This window comes from Massilia sp. Bi118 (genome assembly GCF_918697865.1).
GTDB lineage: Bacteria > Pseudomonadota > Gammaproteobacteria > Burkholderiales > Burkholderiaceae_D > Telluria.
Genome location: NZ_CAKKMV010000011.1, coordinates 103492 through 124911, shown reverse-complemented (window position 1 = coordinate 124911; position 21420 = coordinate 103492). Strand labels below are relative to the sequence as shown.

The 21420-nt window shown below is 60.8% G+C and carries 17 protein-coding genes and 1 tRNA gene; 5 read left to right on the top strand and 13 right to left on the bottom strand.

Translation table 11 applies throughout. The annotated features are described in order from the left end of the window. Positions 1-5: 5 nt before the first annotated feature. The 3 genes from LQV39_RS17380 to LQV39_RS17370 all read right to left on the bottom strand — a co-directional run bounded on the left by LQV39_RS17380 (position 6) and on the right by LQV39_RS17370 (position 4132). Positions 6-2702 carry a polysaccharide deacetylase family protein gene (locus LQV39_RS17380; RefSeq protein WP_230027394.1) on the bottom strand — a complete coding sequence of 899 codons (2697 nt, stop codon included), beginning with the start codon at positions 2700-2702 and terminating at the stop codon, positions 6-8. 102 nt (positions 2703-2804) lie between these two features. Continuing rightward, on the bottom strand, positions 2805-3464 hold the full coding sequence (locus LQV39_RS17375; RefSeq protein WP_230027393.1) for a PEP-CTERM sorting domain-containing protein: 660 nt from the start codon (positions 3462-3464) through the stop codon (positions 2805-2807). Between the two features lie 302 nt (positions 3465-3766). Further along, positions 3767-4132, bottom strand: a complete 366-nt coding sequence (locus LQV39_RS17370) for a VOC family protein (protein WP_230027392.1) — start codon at positions 4130-4132, stop codon at positions 3767-3769. Positions 4133-4213: 81 nt separating this feature from the next. On the opposite strand from LQV39_RS17370, the gene LQV39_RS17365 reads away from it, so the two are divergent. Then, positions 4214-4543: a helix-turn-helix domain-containing protein gene (locus LQV39_RS17365; protein ID WP_230027391.1), complete on the top strand. Its 330-nt coding sequence runs from the start codon at positions 4214-4216 to the stop codon at positions 4541-4543. 77 nt (positions 4544-4620) lie between these two features. Continuing rightward, positions 4621-4711 (top strand) — tRNA-Ser (locus LQV39_RS17360). Between the two features lie 651 nt (positions 4712-5362). Here LQV39_RS17360 and LQV39_RS17355 read toward each other — a convergent pair. From LQV39_RS17355 to LQV39_RS17345, 3 genes are all read right to left on the bottom strand, one after another. Beyond that, positions 5363-6103 (bottom strand): hypothetical protein, encoded by a 741-nt coding sequence (locus LQV39_RS17355; protein ID WP_230027390.1) that lies wholly within the window; start codon positions 6101-6103, stop codon positions 5363-5365. After that, positions 6100-7395, bottom strand: a complete 1296-nt coding sequence (locus tag LQV39_RS17350) for a hypothetical protein (protein WP_230027389.1) — start codon at positions 7393-7395, stop codon at positions 6100-6102. Before LQV39_RS17350 ends, LQV39_RS17355 begins: the two co-directional genes overlap by 4 nt. A 548-nt stretch (positions 7396-7943) precedes the next feature. After that, complete coding sequence (locus LQV39_RS17345) at positions 7944-8360, bottom strand: hypothetical protein (protein WP_230027388.1); 417 nt, start codon at positions 8358-8360, stop codon at positions 7944-7946. A gap of 1030 nt (positions 8361-9390) precedes the next feature. Between LQV39_RS17345 and dinD the strand changes: the two genes are divergently transcribed. Next, a complete protein-coding gene (dinD, locus tag LQV39_RS17340) occupies positions 9391-10407 on the top strand; it encodes a DNA damage-inducible protein D (RefSeq protein ID WP_230027387.1) in 1017 nt (338 codons plus the stop codon). 126 nt (positions 10408-10533) lie between these two features. On the opposite strand, the gene LQV39_RS17335 is transcribed toward dinD, so the two are convergent. Genes LQV39_RS17335 through LQV39_RS17325 form a run of 3 tightly spaced genes read right to left on the bottom strand, consistent with a single transcriptional unit; the run spans position 10534 to position 11887 of the window. Continuing rightward, positions 10534-10911 (bottom strand): hypothetical protein, encoded by a 378-nt coding sequence (locus tag LQV39_RS17335; RefSeq protein WP_230027386.1) that lies wholly within the window; start codon positions 10909-10911, stop codon positions 10534-10536. Between the two features lies 1 nt (position 10912). Beyond that, positions 10913-11383 carry a penicillin-insensitive murein endopeptidase gene (locus LQV39_RS17330; protein WP_230027385.1) on the bottom strand — a complete coding sequence of 157 codons (471 nt, stop codon included), beginning with the start codon at positions 11381-11383 and terminating at the stop codon, positions 10913-10915. A gap of 12 nt (positions 11384-11395) precedes the next feature. After that, positions 11396-11887, bottom strand: a complete 492-nt coding sequence (locus tag LQV39_RS17325; protein WP_230027384.1) for a type VI secretion system tube protein Hcp — start codon at positions 11885-11887, stop codon at positions 11396-11398. A 230-nt stretch (positions 11888-12117) separates the two neighbouring features. On the opposite strand from LQV39_RS17325, the gene LQV39_RS17320 reads away from it, so the two are divergent. After that, positions 12118-13407 carry a sugar MFS transporter gene (locus LQV39_RS17320; RefSeq protein ID WP_230027383.1) on the top strand — a complete coding sequence of 430 codons (1290 nt, stop codon included), beginning with the start codon at positions 12118-12120 and terminating at the stop codon, positions 13405-13407. Positions 13408-13419: 12 nt separating this feature from the next. Next, the gene (locus LQV39_RS17315) at positions 13420-15984 is read left to right on the top strand and encodes a family 20 glycosylhydrolase (protein WP_230027382.1); all 2565 of its coding nucleotides are present in this window, start codon (positions 13420-13422) and stop codon (positions 15982-15984) included. A gap of 3 nt (positions 15985-15987) precedes the next feature. Here the strand turns inward: LQV39_RS17315 and LQV39_RS17310 are convergent, their stop codons facing one another. From LQV39_RS17310 to LQV39_RS17295, 4 genes are read right to left on the bottom strand one after another with little or no spacing between them, the layout of a single operon-like run. Then, positions 15988-16725 carry a FadR/GntR family transcriptional regulator gene (locus LQV39_RS17310; protein WP_230027381.1) on the bottom strand — a complete coding sequence of 246 codons (738 nt, stop codon included), beginning with the start codon at positions 16723-16725 and terminating at the stop codon, positions 15988-15990. A gap of 32 nt (positions 16726-16757) precedes the next feature. Then, positions 16758-18068, bottom strand: a complete 1311-nt coding sequence (locus tag LQV39_RS17305; protein WP_230027380.1) for an MFS transporter — start codon at positions 18066-18068, stop codon at positions 16758-16760. Further along, positions 18065-19147 (bottom strand): alpha/beta fold hydrolase, encoded by a 1083-nt coding sequence (locus LQV39_RS17300; protein ID WP_230027379.1) that lies wholly within the window; start codon positions 19145-19147, stop codon positions 18065-18067. The genes LQV39_RS17305 and LQV39_RS17300 overlap by 4 nt, the downstream gene beginning before the upstream one ends. 14 nt (positions 19148-19161) lie before the next feature. Beyond that, on the bottom strand, positions 19162-21375 hold the full coding sequence (locus LQV39_RS17295) for a TonB-dependent receptor (protein ID WP_230027378.1): 2214 nt from the start codon (positions 21373-21375) through the stop codon (positions 19162-19164). Positions 21376-21420: the final 45 nt, after the last annotated feature.

Sequence of the window (21420 nt, the reverse complement as noted above, 5' to 3'; positions counted from 1 at the left end):
ACGAGTTAAAGCTTTTCCAACTGCTGCCTGGCATACCCCGCAGTCGGGCTATTCGGCGCCAGCTCCAGGTAGGTCTTGTACGCCGTCCTGGCCTTCTCTCCCTGCCCAGCCCGCGCATACGCATCGCCCAGATTCATGTACGCGATCGCGCGCGACGGATCCATCTTGATCGCGTTTTCGAACCAGCGCGCCGCCTCCGCATACTTGTCCTGCTTGTAGAAGACGAAGCCGAGATTGTTGGCCGCCAGCGCAAAGTTCGGCCGCAGCTTCAGGGCCTCCGTGAACTGCGTCTCGGCCTGCGCATACTGCTTCTCCTTGTACAGCTGCAGGCCATGGTCGTTGGCGCGCTGGGCCTGCTGGCGGCTCGACACCGGCACGGCGGCGGGTGCGGTGATGGTCGCGGTGCCGCCCTGAAGGTCCTTCACCACCACGGTGGCGGAACGGGCCGAAGCCTTGGCGTCCAGCTTCGTATTCAGCGCGATCGCATCGTTCGACAGCTGGGCCGTATTCGTATTCAGGAACTCGGTCTCCTCCGGCAGTTCGAAGACGAAATCGCCGCCCTCGGAACCGGGCAGGCTGCCGAAGGCCGGCGTCTGCTGCGAGACGCTGGATACCGCCGGCGCCACATAGGCCGCCAGCTCCGTCGCGGTGATCAAGCCGTCGCCGTTCAGGTCGGCCTTGCCGCCCAGGCCCTGCAGCAGGGTCCAGGTGAACACCGAATGGCCGTTCGGGCCGCCGTCGGACACCAGCTGGTCGGTGCCGCCGGCGGTCAGCATCTGGCGTCCCAGGCGGCGGCCGTTCTCGCGCAGGAAGGACGCGTTGGCGCCGCCGCGCGTCAAACCGAGGCCGCTGTAGCAGGCGTCCATCACGAACAGCTCGTGCTTGGCCGGCAGGCTCTCCGCGATGTTCTGGATTTCGGTCATCGGGATCGCGTCCGTCGCCAGGTTGTCCGGGTCGGCATCGTAGGGAACGATGTAGCCGAGGTCGCGGCCCGAGCTGAGCTTGCGCGTTGCGCCGTGGCCGGCGAAGAACATGAAGACGCGGTCGTTCGGCTGCAGGCCGCCCGCGTTCTTGCCGCGCTCGAGCAAATCGTGGAAGGCGCCGAGGATGCCGGCGCGCGTCGCCTGCTCGTTCTTCAGCGTGATCACGCGCTCGGGTGCGAAGCCGAACTTCTGCACCAGCACCTGCCCGACGCCTTCGGCATCGCGCACCGCATACTGCAGGCGCGGCCACTTCTTGTACTCGTCGACGCCGACCAGGATCGCCCACGAATTTGCGTAGCCGGTGGTGGCCGCGCGTGGCACAGGCGCCGCCGCGGCGGTAGCGCTTACCTTGAATGTGCTGCCATCCCAGCCCGCGAACTGGTAGCCCTCGGCCGCCAGCTTCTCCAGCACCAGCGGCAGCGCTTTCACGGTGCGCTCGTGGATGTCGTGGAACAGGATGATGCCGCGGCCTTCCTTGTCGACGGAGCGCAGCACGCGGTCCGCAATCGAGGACGGCACCGGGTCGGCCCAGTCCAGCGAATCGATATTCCACATCACCGACTTCAGGTGGGCATCGGCCAGCATGTGCATGCCTTCCTTGTTGCGCGCGCCGTAGGGGAAGCGGAAAAGGGCGGAGCGTTGCGGGTTGACGGCCTTGAGCAAAGTGTCGGTGCCGAGGATCTCGGCCTTCAGGCCATCGCCGCTCTGCTTGGACAGTTGCGCGTGCGTCAGGCTGTGATTCGCCAGCACATAGCCGGCCGCCATCAGCTTGCGGCTGACCTCCGCGCCGGCGTTCAGGTGCGCCTCGCCCTTCGCATCGAGCGAGCCGATATTGCGGCCGACGCTGAAGAACACGGCCGGCGCGCCATACTCCTTGAGGATGGCGGCTATCTCCTCGCTGTAGCGGCGGTGCGGGCCGTCGTCGAAGGTCAGGACGATGGTCTTCTTCGGTAGCGCCTTGCCGAAGATTTCGTCTTCGTCTTTCTGTGGCTGCTGGGCCTGGGACGGCGTGCCCGGCTCCGCCGGTTCAGGCTTGGCAGGGTAGGGCAGCACCACGCCGTAATCCTTGAGGATGCGCTCGCGCTGGTACAGTGTCTTCAGGTAGGCGGTATAGCTGTCCCACTTCTCGCGCTTGAGAGCGATCGAGCGCGACTCGAAGCGCCCGAACACCGCGCGGATCTCCTTCTCGTAATTGCGCTCGATCTCGGCCAGCGCATCGAGGTCTTCCGATACACGCTTGTGCAGCTTGATGGCCGGCAGCGACGAATCCTTGGCCACCTGCCCGAGCAGCGACTGCATCAGCTCGCGGAAGGCGAGACGGTCGGCGTCATACAAACCCTCGCCCGACTCGACGTAATCGAGCAGGCTACCGACGGCATCGAAGCGGCGTGGATCGCCGGACGCCAGCAGCTTCGTGAGCGCCTCATCGACCTTGCCGATGCGTTCCTGGTTCTCGTGGAAGAGCTGCTGGCCGACTTCGTGCGTCTGCGCCTTGGCGGCGTCCGACAGCTTGTCGTCATCCAGCGTCAGCACGATCATCTTGCGGTAGGCATCGAGCATGCGCGCCAGGTCGGCCGAGATGGCGCTGACGTTCATGCCCGGCCCGGCGGCTTGCGGCGCCGCCGGCGGGTTGGACTTGCGGGAAGCGATCCAGGTACCTGAACCGGCGCCGGCAGCGGCGACGGCGAAGATGACGAGATAAAGGGCTTTGCGTTTCACGGCCGGGTGTCAAAAGTTTTAACTCGGCAACAATATCACCTGTTGGCGGATCTGGAACAGGGGAGGGCGCGAAATGCGTCAAACGCCAGCAAAAAAGCTGCACTACGCCCGGCGCCGGCGCAACAAAGCCAGCGAACCCAAACCAAGCAGCACCAGCGCAGTACTAGCCGGCTCCGGAACGTCAGCCGATTGGTTGGCATCCCCCGCCTCGATCGGGAAACCGCCGCTAACCAGCGTCAGCGAATTATCGTCAATGAAGGAATCCAGATCGAGACCAAAATTCCGATGGAAATACATCGTGTAATCCACCGACCAGGCCGACAGCGGCACATCGAAAATCCCCTGGTACTGCGTCCACTCACCGTCATGCGAATCGATCGTCGCGGTCGACACGCTCGAAATGACGCTGCCGCTTTGCGTGCGATAAGTCAGCGAGACATAGGCGTCATCGCTGGGAATATCCTGGTCCAGTCCCTGTTCCCAGAACGACACCGCCACCTGGCGCATTTGTCCAAAGCCCGGCAGCAGCACGTTCTGCGTCAGCGTGCCCCAGGCGCCGCTATAACCACTGAACATGTAATTGCCGGTGCGTGGGTTAATGCCCGGGTCGAAGCTGCCATCGTCGACGCGCGGATTGGAGACGCCGCCGACGGTCCAGCCCTGCAGATTGCCGGTCTCCGCGCCACCATTGGTCAGCAGGGTGGCATGGCCGGACATGGAAACCATCAGGGAAGCAAGGGCAACAGCGAGCTTGAGGCGCATGGGAACTCCGATTAAAGGTTGTGAAAGGTCGATGCTGGAAATCGCCGTCCGGCACGCATGACGCAAGCTGTCTTCGGTAGTTCGAGGGAGTTTTTGGCCCATGGATCCGATAACGGCGCGTGCGTTGACGACGGTTACCGGCAGGGATGGGGCCGATGAGATGCTGGAGCGGGCATCCGACTCGGCTGGCAGGGAGTGGATGCGGTTGGGCTCTGCTCAGCAGTGTAGCATGAATTATATTAACGTCGTCGTCCCCGCGTCTTTCTACGTCGTCCCCGCGAAGGCGGGGACCCAAGTTCGTCTTACGAAGACGACAGTACGAAGGTATTCCCATCCGGGTCCTTAAACTTCGCAAATGAACCCCAAGGCTGGACGGTCGGCGGATCGAGGAACTCGACCCCACGCGCGCTGAGCTGGCGATACGTCGCCTCCACGTTATCGCATGCAAACGCACCATTGAAGAAAGTTCCGATCCGGTCTTCATGCCCATCCGGCGTGAACAGCACGACGCGCGTGCTCGACATCGCCACGCGCAGCTCGATCCAGCGCTTGCCCGGGCCCATCGGCTGGTCGGTTGAAATTTCGAAGCCGAGTTTCTCAGTGTAGAACGCGAGCGCGCGGTCCTGGTCGGAAACGGGGATGCCGACGAATTTGAGTTGGGTGATCATCTTTGTTCCTGTTGAGCTTGTTCCGACCAGCATTATCGTGTCAGTATCGCCGTCGGTGTGCTTTTAACGACTATAGTATTTATGACTACCCTGAGTGCGCGTCAATCTACGCTCGATGCCTATGTGTTTGATGTGCTGATGCCCGATCTGGTGGGCCATGACCGGCGCCCGGCTGCTTTCGTCGTGTATTTGTTTCTGCTGCACAGCGCTCAGGCGCTGGGGCGGGACCAAGTGCCAGCCAGTTTGCAGACGATTTCGGTGAAGACTGGATTGTCGAAGTCAGCGGTGCAGGTGGCCTTGCGGCACCTGAAGCGGCGCGGGTTGATCGGTTCTGAAGAAACGGGGAGCCAAGTGAACCCGGTCAGGCATGTGCTCAGGCCATGGAGGCGCCGTCTGGAGGCCGTTGCGTGACGCGTGGACGGTTGCTCTTGTACTGCTGGGAATCCTTGCTATAATAGGCGGCTTCGCAGCGATGCGAAAACCCATCAGGAGAGATGGATGAGTGGTTTAAGTCGCACGCCTGGAAAGCGTGTGTAGGTTCATAGCCTACCGGGGGTTCGAATCCCCCTCTCTCCGCCAAGAACAAGCTTCAAGAAGTCCAAGAATGTCTAGAAACCCGCGACTCTCCCTGTGAGAGCGCGGGTTTTTTGTTCGCCAACGGTTTTTACCGTCCATTGAAATCCAGCAAGTTTGGCAGTATGGTTGACGGTATCTACTCATACCGCCAAAGCTCATACCGTCACCATGCCAAAACTTGCCGTTCCCCTTACCGACATCCAACCTCGCACAGCCAAGCCAAAAGACAAGCCTTACAAGCTATCAGACGGGGCGGGCTTTACCTTCTGGTCAATACTGACGGCGCGAATATTGACGTATGGATTACAGGTTCGGGGAGGCTCGGCGAACACTCGCATTCGGCAAATATCCCGAAGTGAGAAAAAACGGCTTTACCTGATGCCCTTCATTAAACCGGGCATGCATTTTTTAAAACCGATCCATATACACTTGAAACCGCAAACACCCACTATAAGAAATCACCTCTCGAACCCCTTAACCTCATCAATCGAACGATTGGACAAAATCCGACTAGGCGGCGATCAGTTGCTGATGTTGCCTATAAGGAGGGGGCTAAGTTGTTAGAAAAAAGTTTATCCCGTTTCTGCCCTTGGCGATCTAACTGAGCAAACGCCAGCAAAATAACCGCAAAGTAATCGGCCCTCACGCGATGACTCACTCCGTCAACAATTCTGGAATTCCCGCAAGTGTATTTACGTACTTTTTTACTATTTCTGTAAGTGTGGTGCGATTCTTGGCACACTCGCGAAGCTCATCCCGCGAAAATAGCAGGATGACACGATTTTGGACCGCGTATATCTGAAGTTTCGTCGCAATACTCCCACCCCTGCCTTTTCCTGACGCAGCTTTTTTGGTAATAAGAATACCAGCCGACGCTTTCTGGGCTACAAGGATAGCAATAAGCTGGTCAATCCAATCTCCATCAAAGCGTGTTTCATGGAACTTGCACTCACAAACAAAGTGTGCCCCCCATTCATTAAAAGCAGGGATAAGCTTTGCAAAGGGTTCCATCCTAACTAGCAAGTCAAGTTGGTTCACGGTAGTGGTGACGTTCTTCTCAACCTTAAAACACCGGATACCATCCATGATGAGTCCGGAAACCGCTTCGAAGAGTTTCCCTTTCTTTGCGCTCTGCTGTGAGCTGAAAGTCGCTTTTTTCATCGGCGCATGAACCGCAGCGTCGTATTTTTCAGCATCAATGACATCTAGTTCATCAAGCAAAGCTAAGATCGCTGGCCCATCTGTTTGGTCTAGCGAGGCATATATCCGTTCATTCGTGAAGCGTCCTGACGCAATTAGACCAACCACCATGTCTAAGGTGGCAGCGTCATCGCCTGAGACGGCACTGCTATGAGAAGGGATGACAACATGCGCTGAAGTAGGTGCTGGTTTCATTTCGCACCTCCAACAAGTTTGAAGCCCACCTCAACGTTTTTCGGATCACTTAGCTCAAGCCTGTTCCCAGAGATTGTCGTGACCGACGGCGGTAGTTCTCCCAATGAAGAAACCCAAGCGTTATCGCTGTCTTGAAGGTGCTCGCGGGTATGGAAGCGATAGCGAAGCTCCGCCTCGCCCTCCACCGTCTTTTCGAGTAAAAATTCTAATGCCGCCGGGAGGGCTACCGAGCCTGCTTGAGCCACGTCGCCAGGCACAACTAGGCCCCAATTCGACAGCCGCGCAAATGCGTCATCCAAACGACGACGCGCATCTCCCGACCAAGTTTCTGAATTTTCTACAAGCCGCTTAATAATATGGTCTGTAGTCGCAAGAGTCTTAGCCGAACCACGTCGCCAAAGGAACAGAATGTCTGACGTATTACCAACGAAATTGACACGGGTAGCCATTTTCAGCTGAGGCCACTTCAGCATTATGTTCTTATTTGTCCAAGGGGATACCGCAATAGTAGGGTTTATTCCAGGAAACGCTTCGGCGATAAAAGAGTTCAGATCGCCCTCATCGCTTTCATCTGCATCAATTGAAATGTTTCCGTTTTTAAAGCGAGATTTAATTCCAAACTGAGCGACTTCTTTTGGATGTTTGACCAGCATCGCTTCGATTGAGGAACGCAGAACCAAACCATCTACGGACTCGCCCAGCATTGACTCAACAGCATTCCGACAATCTTCTGCAATATCTGCGTAATCAAGCTTCTCTTCTAACGGAGTTTGCTTAGTTTGTTCGAAGCCATCAAAACGTACTTCGACGATGCCAAGCACGGGCTTAATCGCTATGATTACTGCGTGTCTTGCGTGACGTTGACGTAGTTCGAACAAAGTCTGGCTAACGCGTTCAATAACGTAATTGGCTACCGGCTGAACGAACCGCAGAGATATATATTCCCCAATGTGAAAGCTAAGGGGATACAAATTTGTATTCCCCATACACTTTTCGCTGTTCAAAGCGAACCACTCTACAACCACGGCGGTACTAATTTTCTTAGCCGCCGATTCGCTTAGACGAAAGATGTATGTATGTTTGTAAGCCTGCGTCAACTCTAGTTTTGCGAGCAGATCGTGAATGCCATCATCACGAATGCCCTCTAACACTTGGAGTAGCTCAGAGCGTGATCTAGGTATGTTTTCAGGACTTTTTGTATAGGCAAAGAGAAGGCTTCGCAGTTGCGCAACTTCAAAAGCTGTAAAAGGCGCATGTCGGAGTTCTTCAGGCAATATTTCGCTTGGTGCCATTTCTTACCTTTTAGTCATTGATCTACTCAAGTCGAGAGGGGCCGCAAACAGTAGAGCTGTGTTGCATCTTGGCATCATACATTAAAAGCAACTTATGTTGGAAAATTATATTGACGTCAACTTTTCAGGGCGGTGGAGTTACCCTCAACCAGCATCAGCGCCATGCTAGGGCAGAAGATCGGGCGGCTGTTGTGGATCACCAACAAAAAGAAATAGACCTACCAGTCGACCGTGGGCACTCTCGCTGGCGCTGGTCTACCAACATAATATCCGACGAGACCAAAATTTTTGACGGTATGGTTGACGGTATGATGCGAATTTGAATAGTTAAAACCTAGAATCCATGCGGGTCTCAAGGCATGATTCGACTTCCCCTCTCAGAGTAAAGAGGTGCAGTTAATTTTCTTTACCCCCAACCACCCTCAAAAAGATTGAGTTCGTGGGCGGTGACCTGAACTGAGCCCGCCATTGTGCGGGCTTTGTTGTATCTGGGCTCCGGCTTTTAGGCGTGCTCATACCCTCGGCAACATGGGACTTAGTCCAACACTTTAAATTTGAACAGCGCCAACCTGGATTAACGTCAACAGCACTTCAACCTCCTGATTGGGCTTGCGAAAGTCGGGCGCACTCGGCAAGCCGAACACACGTCTTTTTAGGTCTAGCTGTCGGGTGATTAACGATGGATCGGACATTAGCAGCTCCCTTGCCGTCAGCGCAAAGTCAGCCGAACGCTTACCTTCAGCCGCGGGACAGCCGCCGCCAGCGACATCTGCGACAAGCCCGCGATTGCAGAGGATGCTAAATGCCCATTTCGGGCATGTATGCTGTAGCTGGCTCTTCACCTTGTCTGGCGGGTACACTTCTCGGAGACCCTCAGTCCATGCCAGATCCGGCCGCATCCCCTGTCGAGCAAAGCGGTGGGCGATCAAAGTCACTTGCTCGACTTTTACTTCGCGCGTGATCACTTGCAGGGGTGTCTCCTCCTCGGGTTAAAGCCTCACCGACTCGCTTCGATGAAGAAAGGCCGCAGCGTCCTGCTCGGTAGGGCGAATTAAACGAATTCGTTCGAAAATCAGTTTTTTGTGAAGCCAAGATCCACTTCTTCGACTGGCTCCCATAGTGCAGCAACCAACTGTTTGTAAGCGTTGCTCATCAAATTAACGGAGCCACTTGTAAAGCTTGTACCCAGCAAAGGCTGTTACGCCGACCGCTGCCGCTGGCCAAGCCGCTGCTCCGACTAAAGTCATAACCCCTGCGCTCATTCCACCGCCACCTGCCGCCACAGCACCACCGCCGAGCGTGGCCAAAGCCGACGTGGTAGCCGCAGCGCCAGCTAGGCCACCTGCCTCGGCCGCCGCCACCGCCCCTGCGTACATCAAGCCAGCATTAGCAATTCCAGCGGCCGCCCCAGTAGCTACAGCTGAACCCGCTACGACTTTCTCTGTGCTCATGTTCAATCTCCAATTGATGAATTGTGTGCCGAACGACGCTGGCGTGGGATAAATCGTGGAGGTCGTATCTCGCCAGCTTTACTAAGTAAACCCGAGGTGTTGCCTGCAATCATATTACGTTTTACTGTCGTTTTTGCAACTTCAGCTTAATTACATCGCGTTAATATGTCGAAATGCCCAGGAAACGCAGGAAACTATGCAGCTCGAATTAACGGATTTTTGAGCAACCGCTTGAGCACGGGTTTTTAGGGACGAGACGAGCGAACGCAGTCCAGCTAGCGCGGTAAAAGAGTAGAGCCAGCGATGGCGGAGCGGCACCAGAAGCAAAGTGGGAATCGTCGGTGCCTTTCGATTCACACCGTCAAGGCGGTGGTCCAAATGTCACCGCGAGACGCACGCAGCAGGCTCAGCAAGATATACTAGACGAGTTGGGTGCAGTTGACTGTGGTAATGCGCCGATCCACCATTTTTACTGGCGCTGTAGTTAGCCATGCTTGGTTGAAGACGTAGGGTAATTCCGACCTTAATTTGCTGAGGAGACAGGATGACTGACGAGAACGAGAAAAAGCCAAGCAGTAAGGAAACGGGACAGGCGGCGATCGCCAATATTCGTCGAATGCTCGACGGGAAGGTGCCATTCCCCGAAAACGAGGCGGCGGCCACCGAGATGGTCAAGGCGGCTGAACCGATCCAGGTTGCGCCCCCAGAGGACCCACCTTTTCAGGGGACTGCTGAAGAGGTGGTGGCTGGCTTTGAATCCGCTGCTCAGCAATCCGGCGAGGGTGTCGAATTCTGGAGCGCACGGGATTTGATGACGCTGCTCGGTTACGGCAAGTGGCCGAGCTTCCAGGCGGTGATCGAGAAGGCGCAGATGGCATGCCATCAAAGCGGGCATAGGATTGCGGACCATTTTGCGGATGTCGGCAAAATGGTTGAGATCGGCTCGGATGCTGAGCGCTCGGCTGGTGATACTCATGTGACCCGATATGGCGCCTACCTAATCGCGCAAAGCGGCGACACGAGGAAGAAACAGGTCGCTTTTGCGCAAACCTATTTCGCTGTACAAACGCGCAAGCAGGAGGTTCAACAAGCCGACCATCAAGGACTCTCCGAGGACCAGAAGCGGGTCGTCTTGCGGGATAGAATTGCTGAGCACAACAAGGATTTGGCAAGTGCAGCAAAAATTGCCGGAGTAGGACGGCCTGTGGAGTTCGCCGTTTTCCAGAATCATGGGTATCAGGGACTCTATGGAGGTCTCGACGTAAACGGAATCAAGGACGTTAAGGGTCTGCCAGGTAAAGCGCAAATCTTGGACCACATGGGTAGTACCGAGTTGGCAGCGAATCTCTTCCGGGCGACACAGACCGAGGAGAAGCTGCGTCGAGAGAGTATTAAAGGTCGTGAAAATGCGAACGCAGCGCATTTCGTGGTTGGGCAGAAGGTAAGAAAAGCGATCGCAGACATTGGTGGCACCATGCCCGAGAGACTGGAGACTGCCGAGAATATTGACAAAGTGCGCAGGCGGCTGGCACAGAGCGAACCGCCCAATGCGATCGAATGACCAATTTTGGTCAGCATGTCATTCGATCTCATCGCCGACTTTCTCGGCCAAAAACAAAAGTCACCCAAGGGTGACTTTTGTTTTTGGCGTTGAAGCCGTTCTAGCTTCAGGGACGCCGACAGTCGCCTAACAAATCGACCCATACGTACTCTTTCCAGTCCTTAGATTGATCCCGAAATGACAGACATACGGTGACGATTTAGCGCCCTTGTCATATGTGCAGTCGAGATCCCCCTTTTGCCGCAGGCGCATTCCAGAGGAGGTACCGCAGGCATCCTTCAGATCGGGTCCGATGGATTCAAACAAGTTTTTTGCGACGTCCCCCTGAAGCATGAATGCAGCTTTGCGATCGGAAGATGTCGGTGCAGCTTCTTCGCCCAGATCGCCGGAGTAGATAAGATACTCGCCCCTGAACGCCGCATAGCTGCCATCCCAAGGCTTTGCGGCGTAGGCTAGGGAAAACACTGCCATCGCTGCGAGGACCGCCAAGGCCAGCTTCTTCATCTCATACCTTCAGTTCGACATGAAAATGGTGATCATGATGCACCAGGGGCAAAACCAAATGGTGAAGCTCCGGATCGTTGAAATAAATCTTTCCCACTCCAGGATAAGCACGGAAGAGCTCAATTAGCTTCGCTGTAGCTGTCTGATCGTACTGATCGCTCCATTGCCAGTACACCGGTATCCGCTTCCCATCCTTCCGTAGAGGACGTACATCGACTTCCAATCCCGTTTTGTGGGACCGGTGTTTTGCATATTCGCCACCGCCCGCCAAACTGATGTTCCCGATGACAAACTTCCGGCTGTCCAATGTCAACCACTGCCTTTCAACGAAAAGGAGCATGCTCATCATGGCTGGATGTGCGTATTGTCCCCCGCCTTCGCCTGGCGTCCCGTACACGTAATAACCCGCTCCTTCAGGCACTTGGGGCAACATGAAGTAACCCCGCTTGTCCTTTGGTTGGACTTCGAGCATGGCCGTCACCAATCAAGCGATCTTATTGCTCGCCAAGTCCCAGCCGCCGGATGTATTCCCGCCAGCTCCGCCGCCAATCTTCTGCTGGGTGTACTTCCATTTGATCTTGGAGAAGCGCAAAGCGACGGAATCCTGAAGCAGACCACCTTCATGGATCGCCTGGTTGACGCTGGCGATAAGCACATTTTCCATCTCGACTTCGTAGTATTTGATTCGCTCCCCGTGTCCATCGGCACGGAAGAACTCGAGCTTGGCTTTTGGGATCGTTTTGCCTGCCGAGGAAGTTTGCATCAGCATCGGCGAAGAGAGGTCAGCTAATTTCGTGAGTGTGACGCTCCGGTGTTCGCAGCGTTCGGCAGTATGGCCGCCCCCGGTCGATGCGGTTGCCGACTTGGGTTGATTAACCCCCCATTGAGCAGAAGTAATCTCGATCCAGTCTTTGTGCTTGTCGTCTTGGGATTCGCCCTTGATACCGTCGATCTGCAAATACACGTCAATTGCCATGTTGTTCTCCGAAGTTGATGAGGTCAGCGGATTCAAGAGCGCATTGTTGCGCTGAGCTGATCTACGGTATTTGGCTGGAGTCAACGCAAAGCACTTCGGTCCAAGAAGTTCTCTTTTAAGAGGACTTGTTTACTAGAACGAACGAGACATCCCTCAACAAATCCCCAACGCTAGACTTGCCCCCAACCCACTGCTAGCATGCCTCATCGACAACTCCCAAGGCACCGAGCATGGAACTCAGCGCAAGCCCGCAAGAAGAACAAGCGACCAGCTCGACCCGCGACGTCATTACCGGCATGCTCTTCGTCGGCCTGCTGTTCTTCATCCTCGGCTTCGTCACCTGGCTGAACGGCTCGCTGATTCCCTTCCTGAAGATCGTCTGCCAGCTCACCAACTTCCAGGCGCTGCTGGTCACCTTCGCTTTCTACATCGCCTACACCGTCATGGCCCTGCCGTCGGCGGCGGTGCTCAAACGGGTTGGCTACAAGAAGGGGATGACGCTGGGCCTGGGCGTCATGGGCATCGGCGCTTTGCTCTTCATCCCCGCCGCGCAGAGCCGGCACTATGAGCTGTTCCTGGCCGGGCTGTTCACGCTGGCCACCGGCATGACCTTGATGCAGACTGCGATCAATCCCTACATCGTCTGCCTCGGCCCGCGCGAGAGCGCCGCCATGCGGATCAGTATCATGGGCCTGTTTAACAAGGGCGCGGGCATCGTCGTGCCGCTCATCTTCGCCAGCCTGATGCTGAAGAATGTGGACACCGCATCCCAGGACGTGCTGGCCGAGCGCCTGATCTTCCCCTATGCCTGCATGGCCGCGGCGCTGTTCGCGATCATGGTGTTCATCCACTTTTCGAAACTGCGCGAGATTCCACCGGAAGTCGACGGCGCCGATGGCCGCATCGATGCGACCTCGGTGCTGCAGTTCCCGCAGCTGGTGCTGGGCGCGCTGGCGCTGTTCGCTTATGTCGGCGTGGAGGTGATCGCCGGCGACACCATCGGCCTGTACGGCCACGAGCTGAAGGTCGCGAACTTCGGCGTGCTCACTTCGTACACGATGATGTGCATGGTGATCGGTTACCTGGTCGGCGTGGTGGCGATTCCGCGCTATCTGTCGCAGCAGCGGGCGCTGGTGCTGTCCGGCCTCGTCGGCCTGCTGCTGACCATTGGAGTGGCGGTCGGCTCGACCCACAACACGGCGCTGTCGCAGATGCTGCTGGGCTGGACCGGCGCGCCGCTGGTGCCGAACACTGTCATGTGCCTGGCGCTGCTCGGCCTCGCGAATGCCATGGTGTGGCCGGCCATCTGGCCGCTGGCCCTGCAGGGACTGGGACGCCATACCGCCAGCGGTTCGGCCGTGCTGGTGATGGCGATCGCCGGCGGTGCGCTGCTGCCGCTCTTGTATGGCCATCTGTCGGACATCGTCACCCCGCGCAGCGCCTACTGGCTGATGCTGCCTTGCTATGCGCTGATCCTGTGGTACGCCGCGGCGGGCCACAAGATCCGCAGCTGGCGCTAATTGGAGAACACCTTGAGTCACCGACCACTGGCTGCGCGTACGCTGGCCTTGTTGATTGCGCTCGCCGCGCCGATGGCGATGGCGGAAGCGCCGGCCCCTGTGACGCAGCAAGCACACGCGAACCTGAACCAGGTCGCCAGCGCCACTAAACTTCAACTGCGCTGGGACCTGCAGCGCAACCTGTTCAGCGCCCAGGCCCCGCACGGCCGTACGCAGGCCCGCCTGATCCTGACCAACCACGACAGCCAGCCTTTGCCGGCGCAGGGCTGGTCGCTGTACTTCAACTGCCTGGACCGCCTGCAGCCAGGGCCGCTAAAAGGCAATTTAACACTCGAGCAGGTCGCAGGCTCCCTGTTCCGCCTGCGTCCGGGTCCCGGCTTCGAAGGCCTGGCGCCGGGGCAGACGCTCAACATCGACTACAACTACGCGGGCCTGGTCATCAAGCTGTCGAAGGCGCCGGTCGGCTTCTATCTGGTCTACGATGCCGCGCCGGACGTGGGCGTGGCGATCACCGACTTCGCGCTGCTGCCGGTCACGCGCCCCGAGCAGCTGGACCGCGGCACAAGCGGCCACAAGCCGGTGGTGACACCTGCGGACACCTACCGCCGCAACGCCCAGGCCGACCTGCTGCCGGTGAACGAGGTGCCCCCGGTGCTGCCGACGCCTCTGCACATCCAGCCGGGCGAGGGCAAGCTGCTACTGAGCGCCCAGCCGACGATACAAGCGCCGCCCGCACTGAAAAACGAAGCCGCGCTGGCGCGCTCGCTGTTCCGGCAGTCGCTGACGGCAGGCGGTCCGCCGCTGAAACTGAGCGTTGGCACGGTGCAAGGGCAGGCTTCGCCGGAAGCCTACCGCCTGACGATCCAAGCCGGCAAAGGCATCGCCATCGTCGGCAACAGCGCCGCCGGCGTCGCCTACGGCCTGCAAACCCTGCGCGACCTGCTGCCGCTGCCCGGTGCGAAAGAGCAGGCGCTGGATGAGCTGACCATCGTCGACGCCCCGCGCTTCGGCTACCGCGGCTTCCAGCTCGACGTCGCCCGTAACTTCCACGGCAAGCAGACGGTGTTCAAGTGGCTGGATCTGATGGCCCGCTTCAAGCTGAACAAATTCCACTTCCACCTCACCGACGACGAAGGCTGGCGCCTCGAGATCGCAGGCCTGCCGGAGCTGACGACGATAGGCGCGGTGCGCGGCCACAGCGCCAAGCCGGGCGTGCGCCTGCAGCCGGCTTACGGCTCCGGTCCCGATCCGAAGGACCCGAGTGGGAGCGGCTACTTCAGCCGCGCCGACTACATCGCCATCCTGCGCTATGCCCAGGCGCGCCACATCGAGGTGATTCCGGAAATCGAGATGCCCGGCCACATGCGCGCCGCAGTGCAGGCGATGGAAGCACGCTACTACCGCATGAAGGCGGCCGGACGCAAGGACGCGGCCAAATATCTGCTGAACGATTTCGAGGACCAGTCCAAGTACAGTTCGGCGCAGTACTTCAGCGACAACGTCATCAACCCCGGCCTCGATTCGACCTTCAATTTCATCGACCACGTGGTTACGCAGATCGTGGCACTGCACGTTGAAGCCGGCGTGCCGCTGCGGACCATCCACATGGGCGGGGACGAGCTGGCCAACGGCGCCTGGGAAAAGTCGCCGGCCAGCCTCGCGCGCATGAAGAAGGAAAAGCTGGCGACAACGGAAGACTTGTGGGATTACTTCTACGACCGCGTCGACGGCATTTTGCGCCGCCACGGCGTGTCGACCTCGGGCTGGGAGGAGCTGGCCGCGCGCAAAACGAAACTCGCCGGCCGCAGCAAGCTGATTCCGAATCCGCGCTTCACGACGCGCGGCTTCACGGCCTGGGTCTGGAACAACACGCGCGGCGCCGAGGATCTCGCCAACCGCCTGGCCAACGGCGGCTACGACATCGTGCTGGCGCCGGTATCAAGCATGTACCTGGACATGGCGGCCAATCCGAATCCGGAGGAGCCGGGCGTCAACTGGAACGACTACGTCGAACTGGACACCGTCTACGACTTCGTCCCCTTCGACATGCTGCGGAATCTGAGCGAGACTGCACGCGCAAGCAAGGACGGCCTGACCGACTACGGCAAGGGTCATGTGCGCGGACTGGAAGCGACCCTGTTCAGCGAGACCGTGCGCAACGACGAGCGCATCGACTACCTGGTCATGCCGCGCCTGGTCGCACTGGCGGAACGGGCCTGGGCTGCGGACCCGTCCTGGGCGCTCGAAACGGATCCGGCCAGGTCGGCTGCGCTGCACCGCAAGGCATGGTCGGGCTTCGTGAATGCGCTGGGCCAGCGCGTGCTGCCGCGCCTCGATCTCGAGCAGCCGGCGGTCGCTTACCGCATCGCGCCGCCGGGCCTGATGCTGGATGGCGAGCAGGTGCTGGTCAACCACGTCCTGCCCGGCATCACGCTACGCTACACCAGCGACGGCAGCGATCCCACCGCAGCCAGCAAGCCGGTCACGGGGCCGATCGCGGAGCATGGGCTAATCAAGGTGGCGGCCTTCGACCGCAGCGGCAGGCCGGGCCTGGTGGCCAGCATCGACCGCCGCTGAGCCTCAGGCCGTGGCCGCGGGCAGCTCCGCTTCCTTGCGGATCACGTGCAGGATCGAGATATCGAAGTGGTAGGACATCGCGGACACCGCGCCCATCGCATCGCCTTCGCAGATGCGGTCGACCACGGCTTCGTGGGCGTCGATCACGCGCGCCAGTTCGGCTTCGCTGCGGCGCCTGTCGGAGTGGATGCGCGCCGATGCTTCGAGCGGCGTGCGCAGGGCGGCCAGCAGGATGCTGTTCAGCGGATTGCCGCTGGCCTCGGCGATGACGGTGTGGATGGCGGTGTCGCAGGTGGCGCGGCGCACGTCGTCGGCGCCGGCCGAACGCATTTCGGCCATCAGCTCGCGCAAGGTCTGGCGCTGCTCGGGCGTGGCGTAGCGCGCGGCCAGCTGGGCGCTTTGCAGCTCGATGGCGCGGCGCGTTTCGATCACATGCGCGACGCTGACCTGGGCCGTGTTCAGCGCGTAGTCGAACACTTGCGCCAGCACCTGCGGGTCGATGGCGCGCAGGCGCGGGCGGCGGCCGCCTTCGATTTCCAGGATGCCGAGGGCGGCCAGCGTGCGGTAGGCTTCGCGCACGCTGCCGCGGCTGACCTTCAGGTCGAGGCCGATCTGGACTTCGCTGGGGACGGTATCTCCCGGGCGCAGCTGCTCGCGCTGCACCAGCGCCAGCAGGTGGCGCGCGACCTGCGCCGACAGGGTCGGGCGTTCGAGCGTGGAGATGGGAGCAATGGAATTCATCCGGCTAAGCCTAAACCCTGGCGCCTGACCTGTCAAACAGGATGGCCCGGCTGTGCGGGCGGGTAAACACGGTCGATGCGGCGCGACAGCGTCCAGAAAAACAGCCCGGTCAGCAGGTTGATGGAGGCGATCGCCGTCATCGCCATGCGCAGTCCACCGACGCCGCCGCCGGTGGTGTTCAGCGCATCGCTGAGCATCCCGACCAGCATCGGTCCCATGCCCTGGCCGATGATCACGCCGGCCACGCCGATGATGGCGACCGCGGTGGCACGCGCCTGCGGCGCCACCAGGTCCTGCACCGTGCCGAACACCGGGCCGGCCAGGGTGCCGGCCACCAGGAAGGCGACGAACAGCAGGGCCATCGCCACCAGCGGCTGCGGCACGTAGAAGCTGGCGATCAGCGGCACTAACACGCCCCAGCTGACCCAGGCCGAGTAGCGCGCGCCGAGCGAGCGGGACTTCTTCGCCTGCGCCACGCTGATCTTGCCGCCGACCAGGGCGCCGATGCCGCTGGCCAGGCCGATGCACAGGCCCAGGCCCAGGCCGATCATCGCCGGCGTGAGCGCGAAGGCGCGCTCGAAATAGCTGGGCAGCCAGGCCATCACCGAGCCTGCCAGGCCGACGAAGGCGAAGGCCAGCACCAGCATGAAGAAGCATTGCAAATCGCCCAGCTGGCGCCAGATGCCCTTGCCGATCGTGTGCGCGGGCGGCTGGTCGACGCGCAGCGGTTCGCGCACCGTGAAGTGGAAGACCAGGGCCAGCACCATGCCGCCGATGCCGAGGGCGATGAAGCCCATGCGCCAGCCGACCGTCTGCACCAGGATGCCGCCGCCCAGCATCCCGCCCAGCATGCCGAGATAGACGCCGCTGAAATGCGCCGCATAGGCCTTGCCGCGCAGCTCGCGCGGATAATAATCGCCCAGCATCGAGTGGCTGGCCGGAACGCAGCCCGCTTCGCCGACGCCGACGCCAATACGCGCCGCCAGCAGCAGCACGAAGCTGGTCGCCATGCCCGAGGCGCCGGTCATGAGGGTCCAGGCGATGAACGAGAGCACGATGATCCACTTGCGGTTGCCGCGGTCCGCCATGCGCGCCAGCGGAATCGAGACCAGCCCGCCGAGCAGCGAGAAGGCGAGGCCGTTCATCAGGCCGAGCTGGGTGTCGCTGAGCAGGAACTCCTTCTTGATCGGCTCCATGAACATCGAGATCACGACCTTGTCGACGGAGCACATGAAGCCGACCACGGCCAGCGCCACCAGCACGTAGGTGCGGTAGGCGGCGGACATCGGCTTGAGCGTCGCTGGCGACGCCGCTGCGGAAAGCATATCGGTAGCGGGCTTCATGCTGCCTCCTCGCGATTGCGATCGAGCGCATCGAAGCCGGCCGCCTGCCATTCGGAAGGCGGGCAGGCCATGAACACGCGCAGTTCGTCGGCCCACAGGGCGGCGTCGGCGCCGGATGCGAAGTGGCCCTTGTCGCTGTCCAGTTCCACATACGAGAAGTTATCGGCGCCCGGCAGCCGGCTCACCTCGCGCGCCAGCGCGGGCGAGAACATCGGGTCGGTGCGCGACAGCACGTACAGCACGGGAATGCCGGCTGCCGCAATCGCCGGCAGCGCGGGCCGCACGTCGAAGCCTTCGGCGGCGCGCATCAGGGTTACCAGCGACATCGGATCGAATTCCTCGGCCCATTCGCGCGCCAGGCGCGCCACCTCGGCGGCGCGCCTGGCCGGATCGGGAATGCGCGGCGTCAGCTCGGCATCGACGCCATATAAGGTCAGGGTCTTGATGCGCTGCGCGGTCAGGTAGGGCAGCATGGCTTCGCGGTCGCCTGCGCAGTAGGCGGCCCAGCCGGCGTCCGCCTCCAGTGCCTGCAGGATCGCCGACGAAGCGCCGGGCGGCCCCGGATGCCAGGGTGCGCCGACGGCCGCCACCACGCGTTCGACCAGCTGCGGATAGCTGGCCGCCCACTGGAAGGATTGATAGGCGCCGAAGGAGGGACCGGCCACCGCCGCCAGCTTCTTCACGCCCAGCCCGTCCAGCAAGGCCTTCTGCGCGTGCACGATGTCGCGCGCCGTGATGTCCGGGAAGGCCGGACCGTAGGCGCGCCCGGCGACGGGCGAGATGCTGGCCGGCCCGGTCGAGCCGTAGCAGGAGCCGAGCATGTTCGGGCAGATCACGAAGTACTCGTTCGAGTCGATCGGCTTGCCCGGTCCCACCAGTTCGGCCCAGGAACCTTCGGCCACGTTGGCGCCGGCTTCCAGCATGGTCGGGCCGGTGGTGTAGCCGTGCAGGACCAGCACCGCATTGTCGCCGGCTTCGTTCAGGGCGCCGAGCGTACGGTAGGCCACCGTCATCTCCGGCAGCACGGCGCCGCTCTCGAGGCGGAAGTCGCGCAATGTAAAGGCTTGTCGTGTCGTCATGGCGGATCCTGCGCTCAGAAGCGGTAGCCGAGTTCCGCGCCGATGGTGCGCGGGGCGATCACGCCGGCGGCGAACGGGCTGCCGGTCGGGGTCAGGGACATCGACTTCACGAAGGTGATGCCGCGCTTGTCGCCGATGTTCTTGGCGTACAGCGACAGGCGCCAGTTGGCGTTCTCGATGCCGCCGCTCAGATTGACCGTGGCGTAGGAAGGCACGTCGACCACGCCGCGCTGGCTGAAATCGGAGCGGCGCTCGCCGGTGTAGTTGACCGAGGCGCCGGCGGAGGCGGCCCAGTTGCCGAAGGCGTTCCAGCGGTAGTTGGCGCCAAGCGATCCGGTCAGCTTGGGCACGAAGGGCAGGCGGTCGCCCGAGATGCCGCCGGCCGCCGGCGCGTCTTCGGTCAGGTAGGCGTCGGTGTAGCCGGCGGAAGCGCGCAGCGACAGGCCGGCCATCGGGAACACCATGAGCGAGGCTTCGGCGCCGCGGCTGGTGGCGGCGCCGCCATTCACCAGGAAGTTGAAGCCCGAGGCGCTGGTCTGCACCTGGATGTCCTTCCAGCTGGTGTTGAACAGGGCGGCCTCGATCGAGACCTTGCCGCCCTGGAGCACCGACTTGTAGCCGACTTCATAGCTGGTGAGCGTGTCGGGCTGGAAGGTCTGCGGGGCGTTGGCGATGCCGGTCGGCGGCAGCGCGTTCGGGCCGCCCGGGCGGTAGCCGGTGGCGACGCGCGCGTAGAAGGCGTCGGTGGTCGAGGGCTTGTAGCGCGCCGTCGCCAGGTAGGTGGTCTTGTTGTTCTTCGAGCCGGAATCGATCAGCACGGGCGCCGGGCCGACCAGCAGGCCGCTGTAGTCCTGGTGGTATTTCTGGTCGTCCTTGCCGTAGCGGATGCCGCCGAGGATGTCGAACTGCGGCGTGATCGCATAGGTCGCGTTGGCGAACAGCGAGTATTCCTTGTAGTTGGTGTCGATCGAGGCCTTGACGATGTTCGGCAGCGGGTAGGCCAGGCCGGTGGTGGTCGAGAAGGGGTTGAAGCCGGGGATGCGGTTGGTGTCGTCTTCCTTGGTGTAATACAGGCCGCCCTCGTAGTCGAGGCGGTTGTCGAGCGCCGAGGAACGCAGGCGCAGTTCCTGCGACACGCGGTGCGTCGTGGTCGACTGCACCGATTTGATGCCCAGGTCCGGGATGCCGAAGGCCGCGCCCAGCGCCACGCCGTAGCCGAAGCTGCCGTCCGCGCCCTGGTCGGCATCGACATCCTGCACGGTGGTCGAGGACACCAGCTCGAAGGCGCCCAGCTGGCCGTGCACGGTGATGTTGGCGACGTCCAGCTTGACCGAGTTCGGCTCGCTGGTGAAGCGCTTCTGCTTCAGGTCTCCGTACAGCGGGGCCAGGGTGCCCGGCGCGACGTCGACCACGCTGCTGGCGTCCGAGCTCACGCGCTGGGTGAGGGCAGAGGCGTTGACTTTCCAGTCCGGGTTGATCATCCACGCGAAGGCGGCGCGGCCACCCTTGATGCGGGCCTTGTTGACGTCCTGCTTGCCTTTCACATCGTCGATGAAGCCGGCGTCGGTGCGGTCGAAGGCCGAGACGCGCAGCGCCATGTCGTTGTCGCCGAAGGGGATGTTGAGCGAGACGCGGCCCACCGAGCCGTTGCCGCCATTCTTCACCTTGCTGCCGCCGACGGTCACGCTGCCGTGCATCTTGCGGAAGTCCGGCGGCGCCGTCACGTAGCGCACCAGGCCGCCCATTGCGCCGGCGCCGTACAGCGTGCCCTGCGGGCCTTTCAGGATCTCGACGCGCTGCAGCTCGGCCGGGTCGATGTCGGGCGTGACCGCGCTGCCGGCGGTGTAGGCGTTGACCGAGCCGATCGGCGCTTCGTCGATGTAGAAGGCGGTGGTGGAGGCCGACTGGTTGACGCCGGTGGTGATGCCGCGCAGCGCGACCTGGGTGAAGCCCTGGCGATACGAGGACAGCGACAGGCCCGGCACCTGGGCCACGTAGTCTTCCAGCCTGACCTTGCCGTCCCTGGCCAGCTGTTCGGTGTTGACCGAGGTGACCGAGGCCGGGACGTCGATCGCCGCCTGTTCGCGCTTCTGCGCGGTGACGATCACCTTGTCGATGGTCTGGTCATCGGTGGCCTGCTGGGCTAGCGCGGGCAGGGCCTGGGCGGCGCATAGCAGGGCGGTGGCGGCGGCGATGGCGGTACGGGTAGTGCGCGGTGCGTTTTGCATGATGTCTCCAGTATTTTTATTTGAGTGCTGCGCCGAATATGTTTT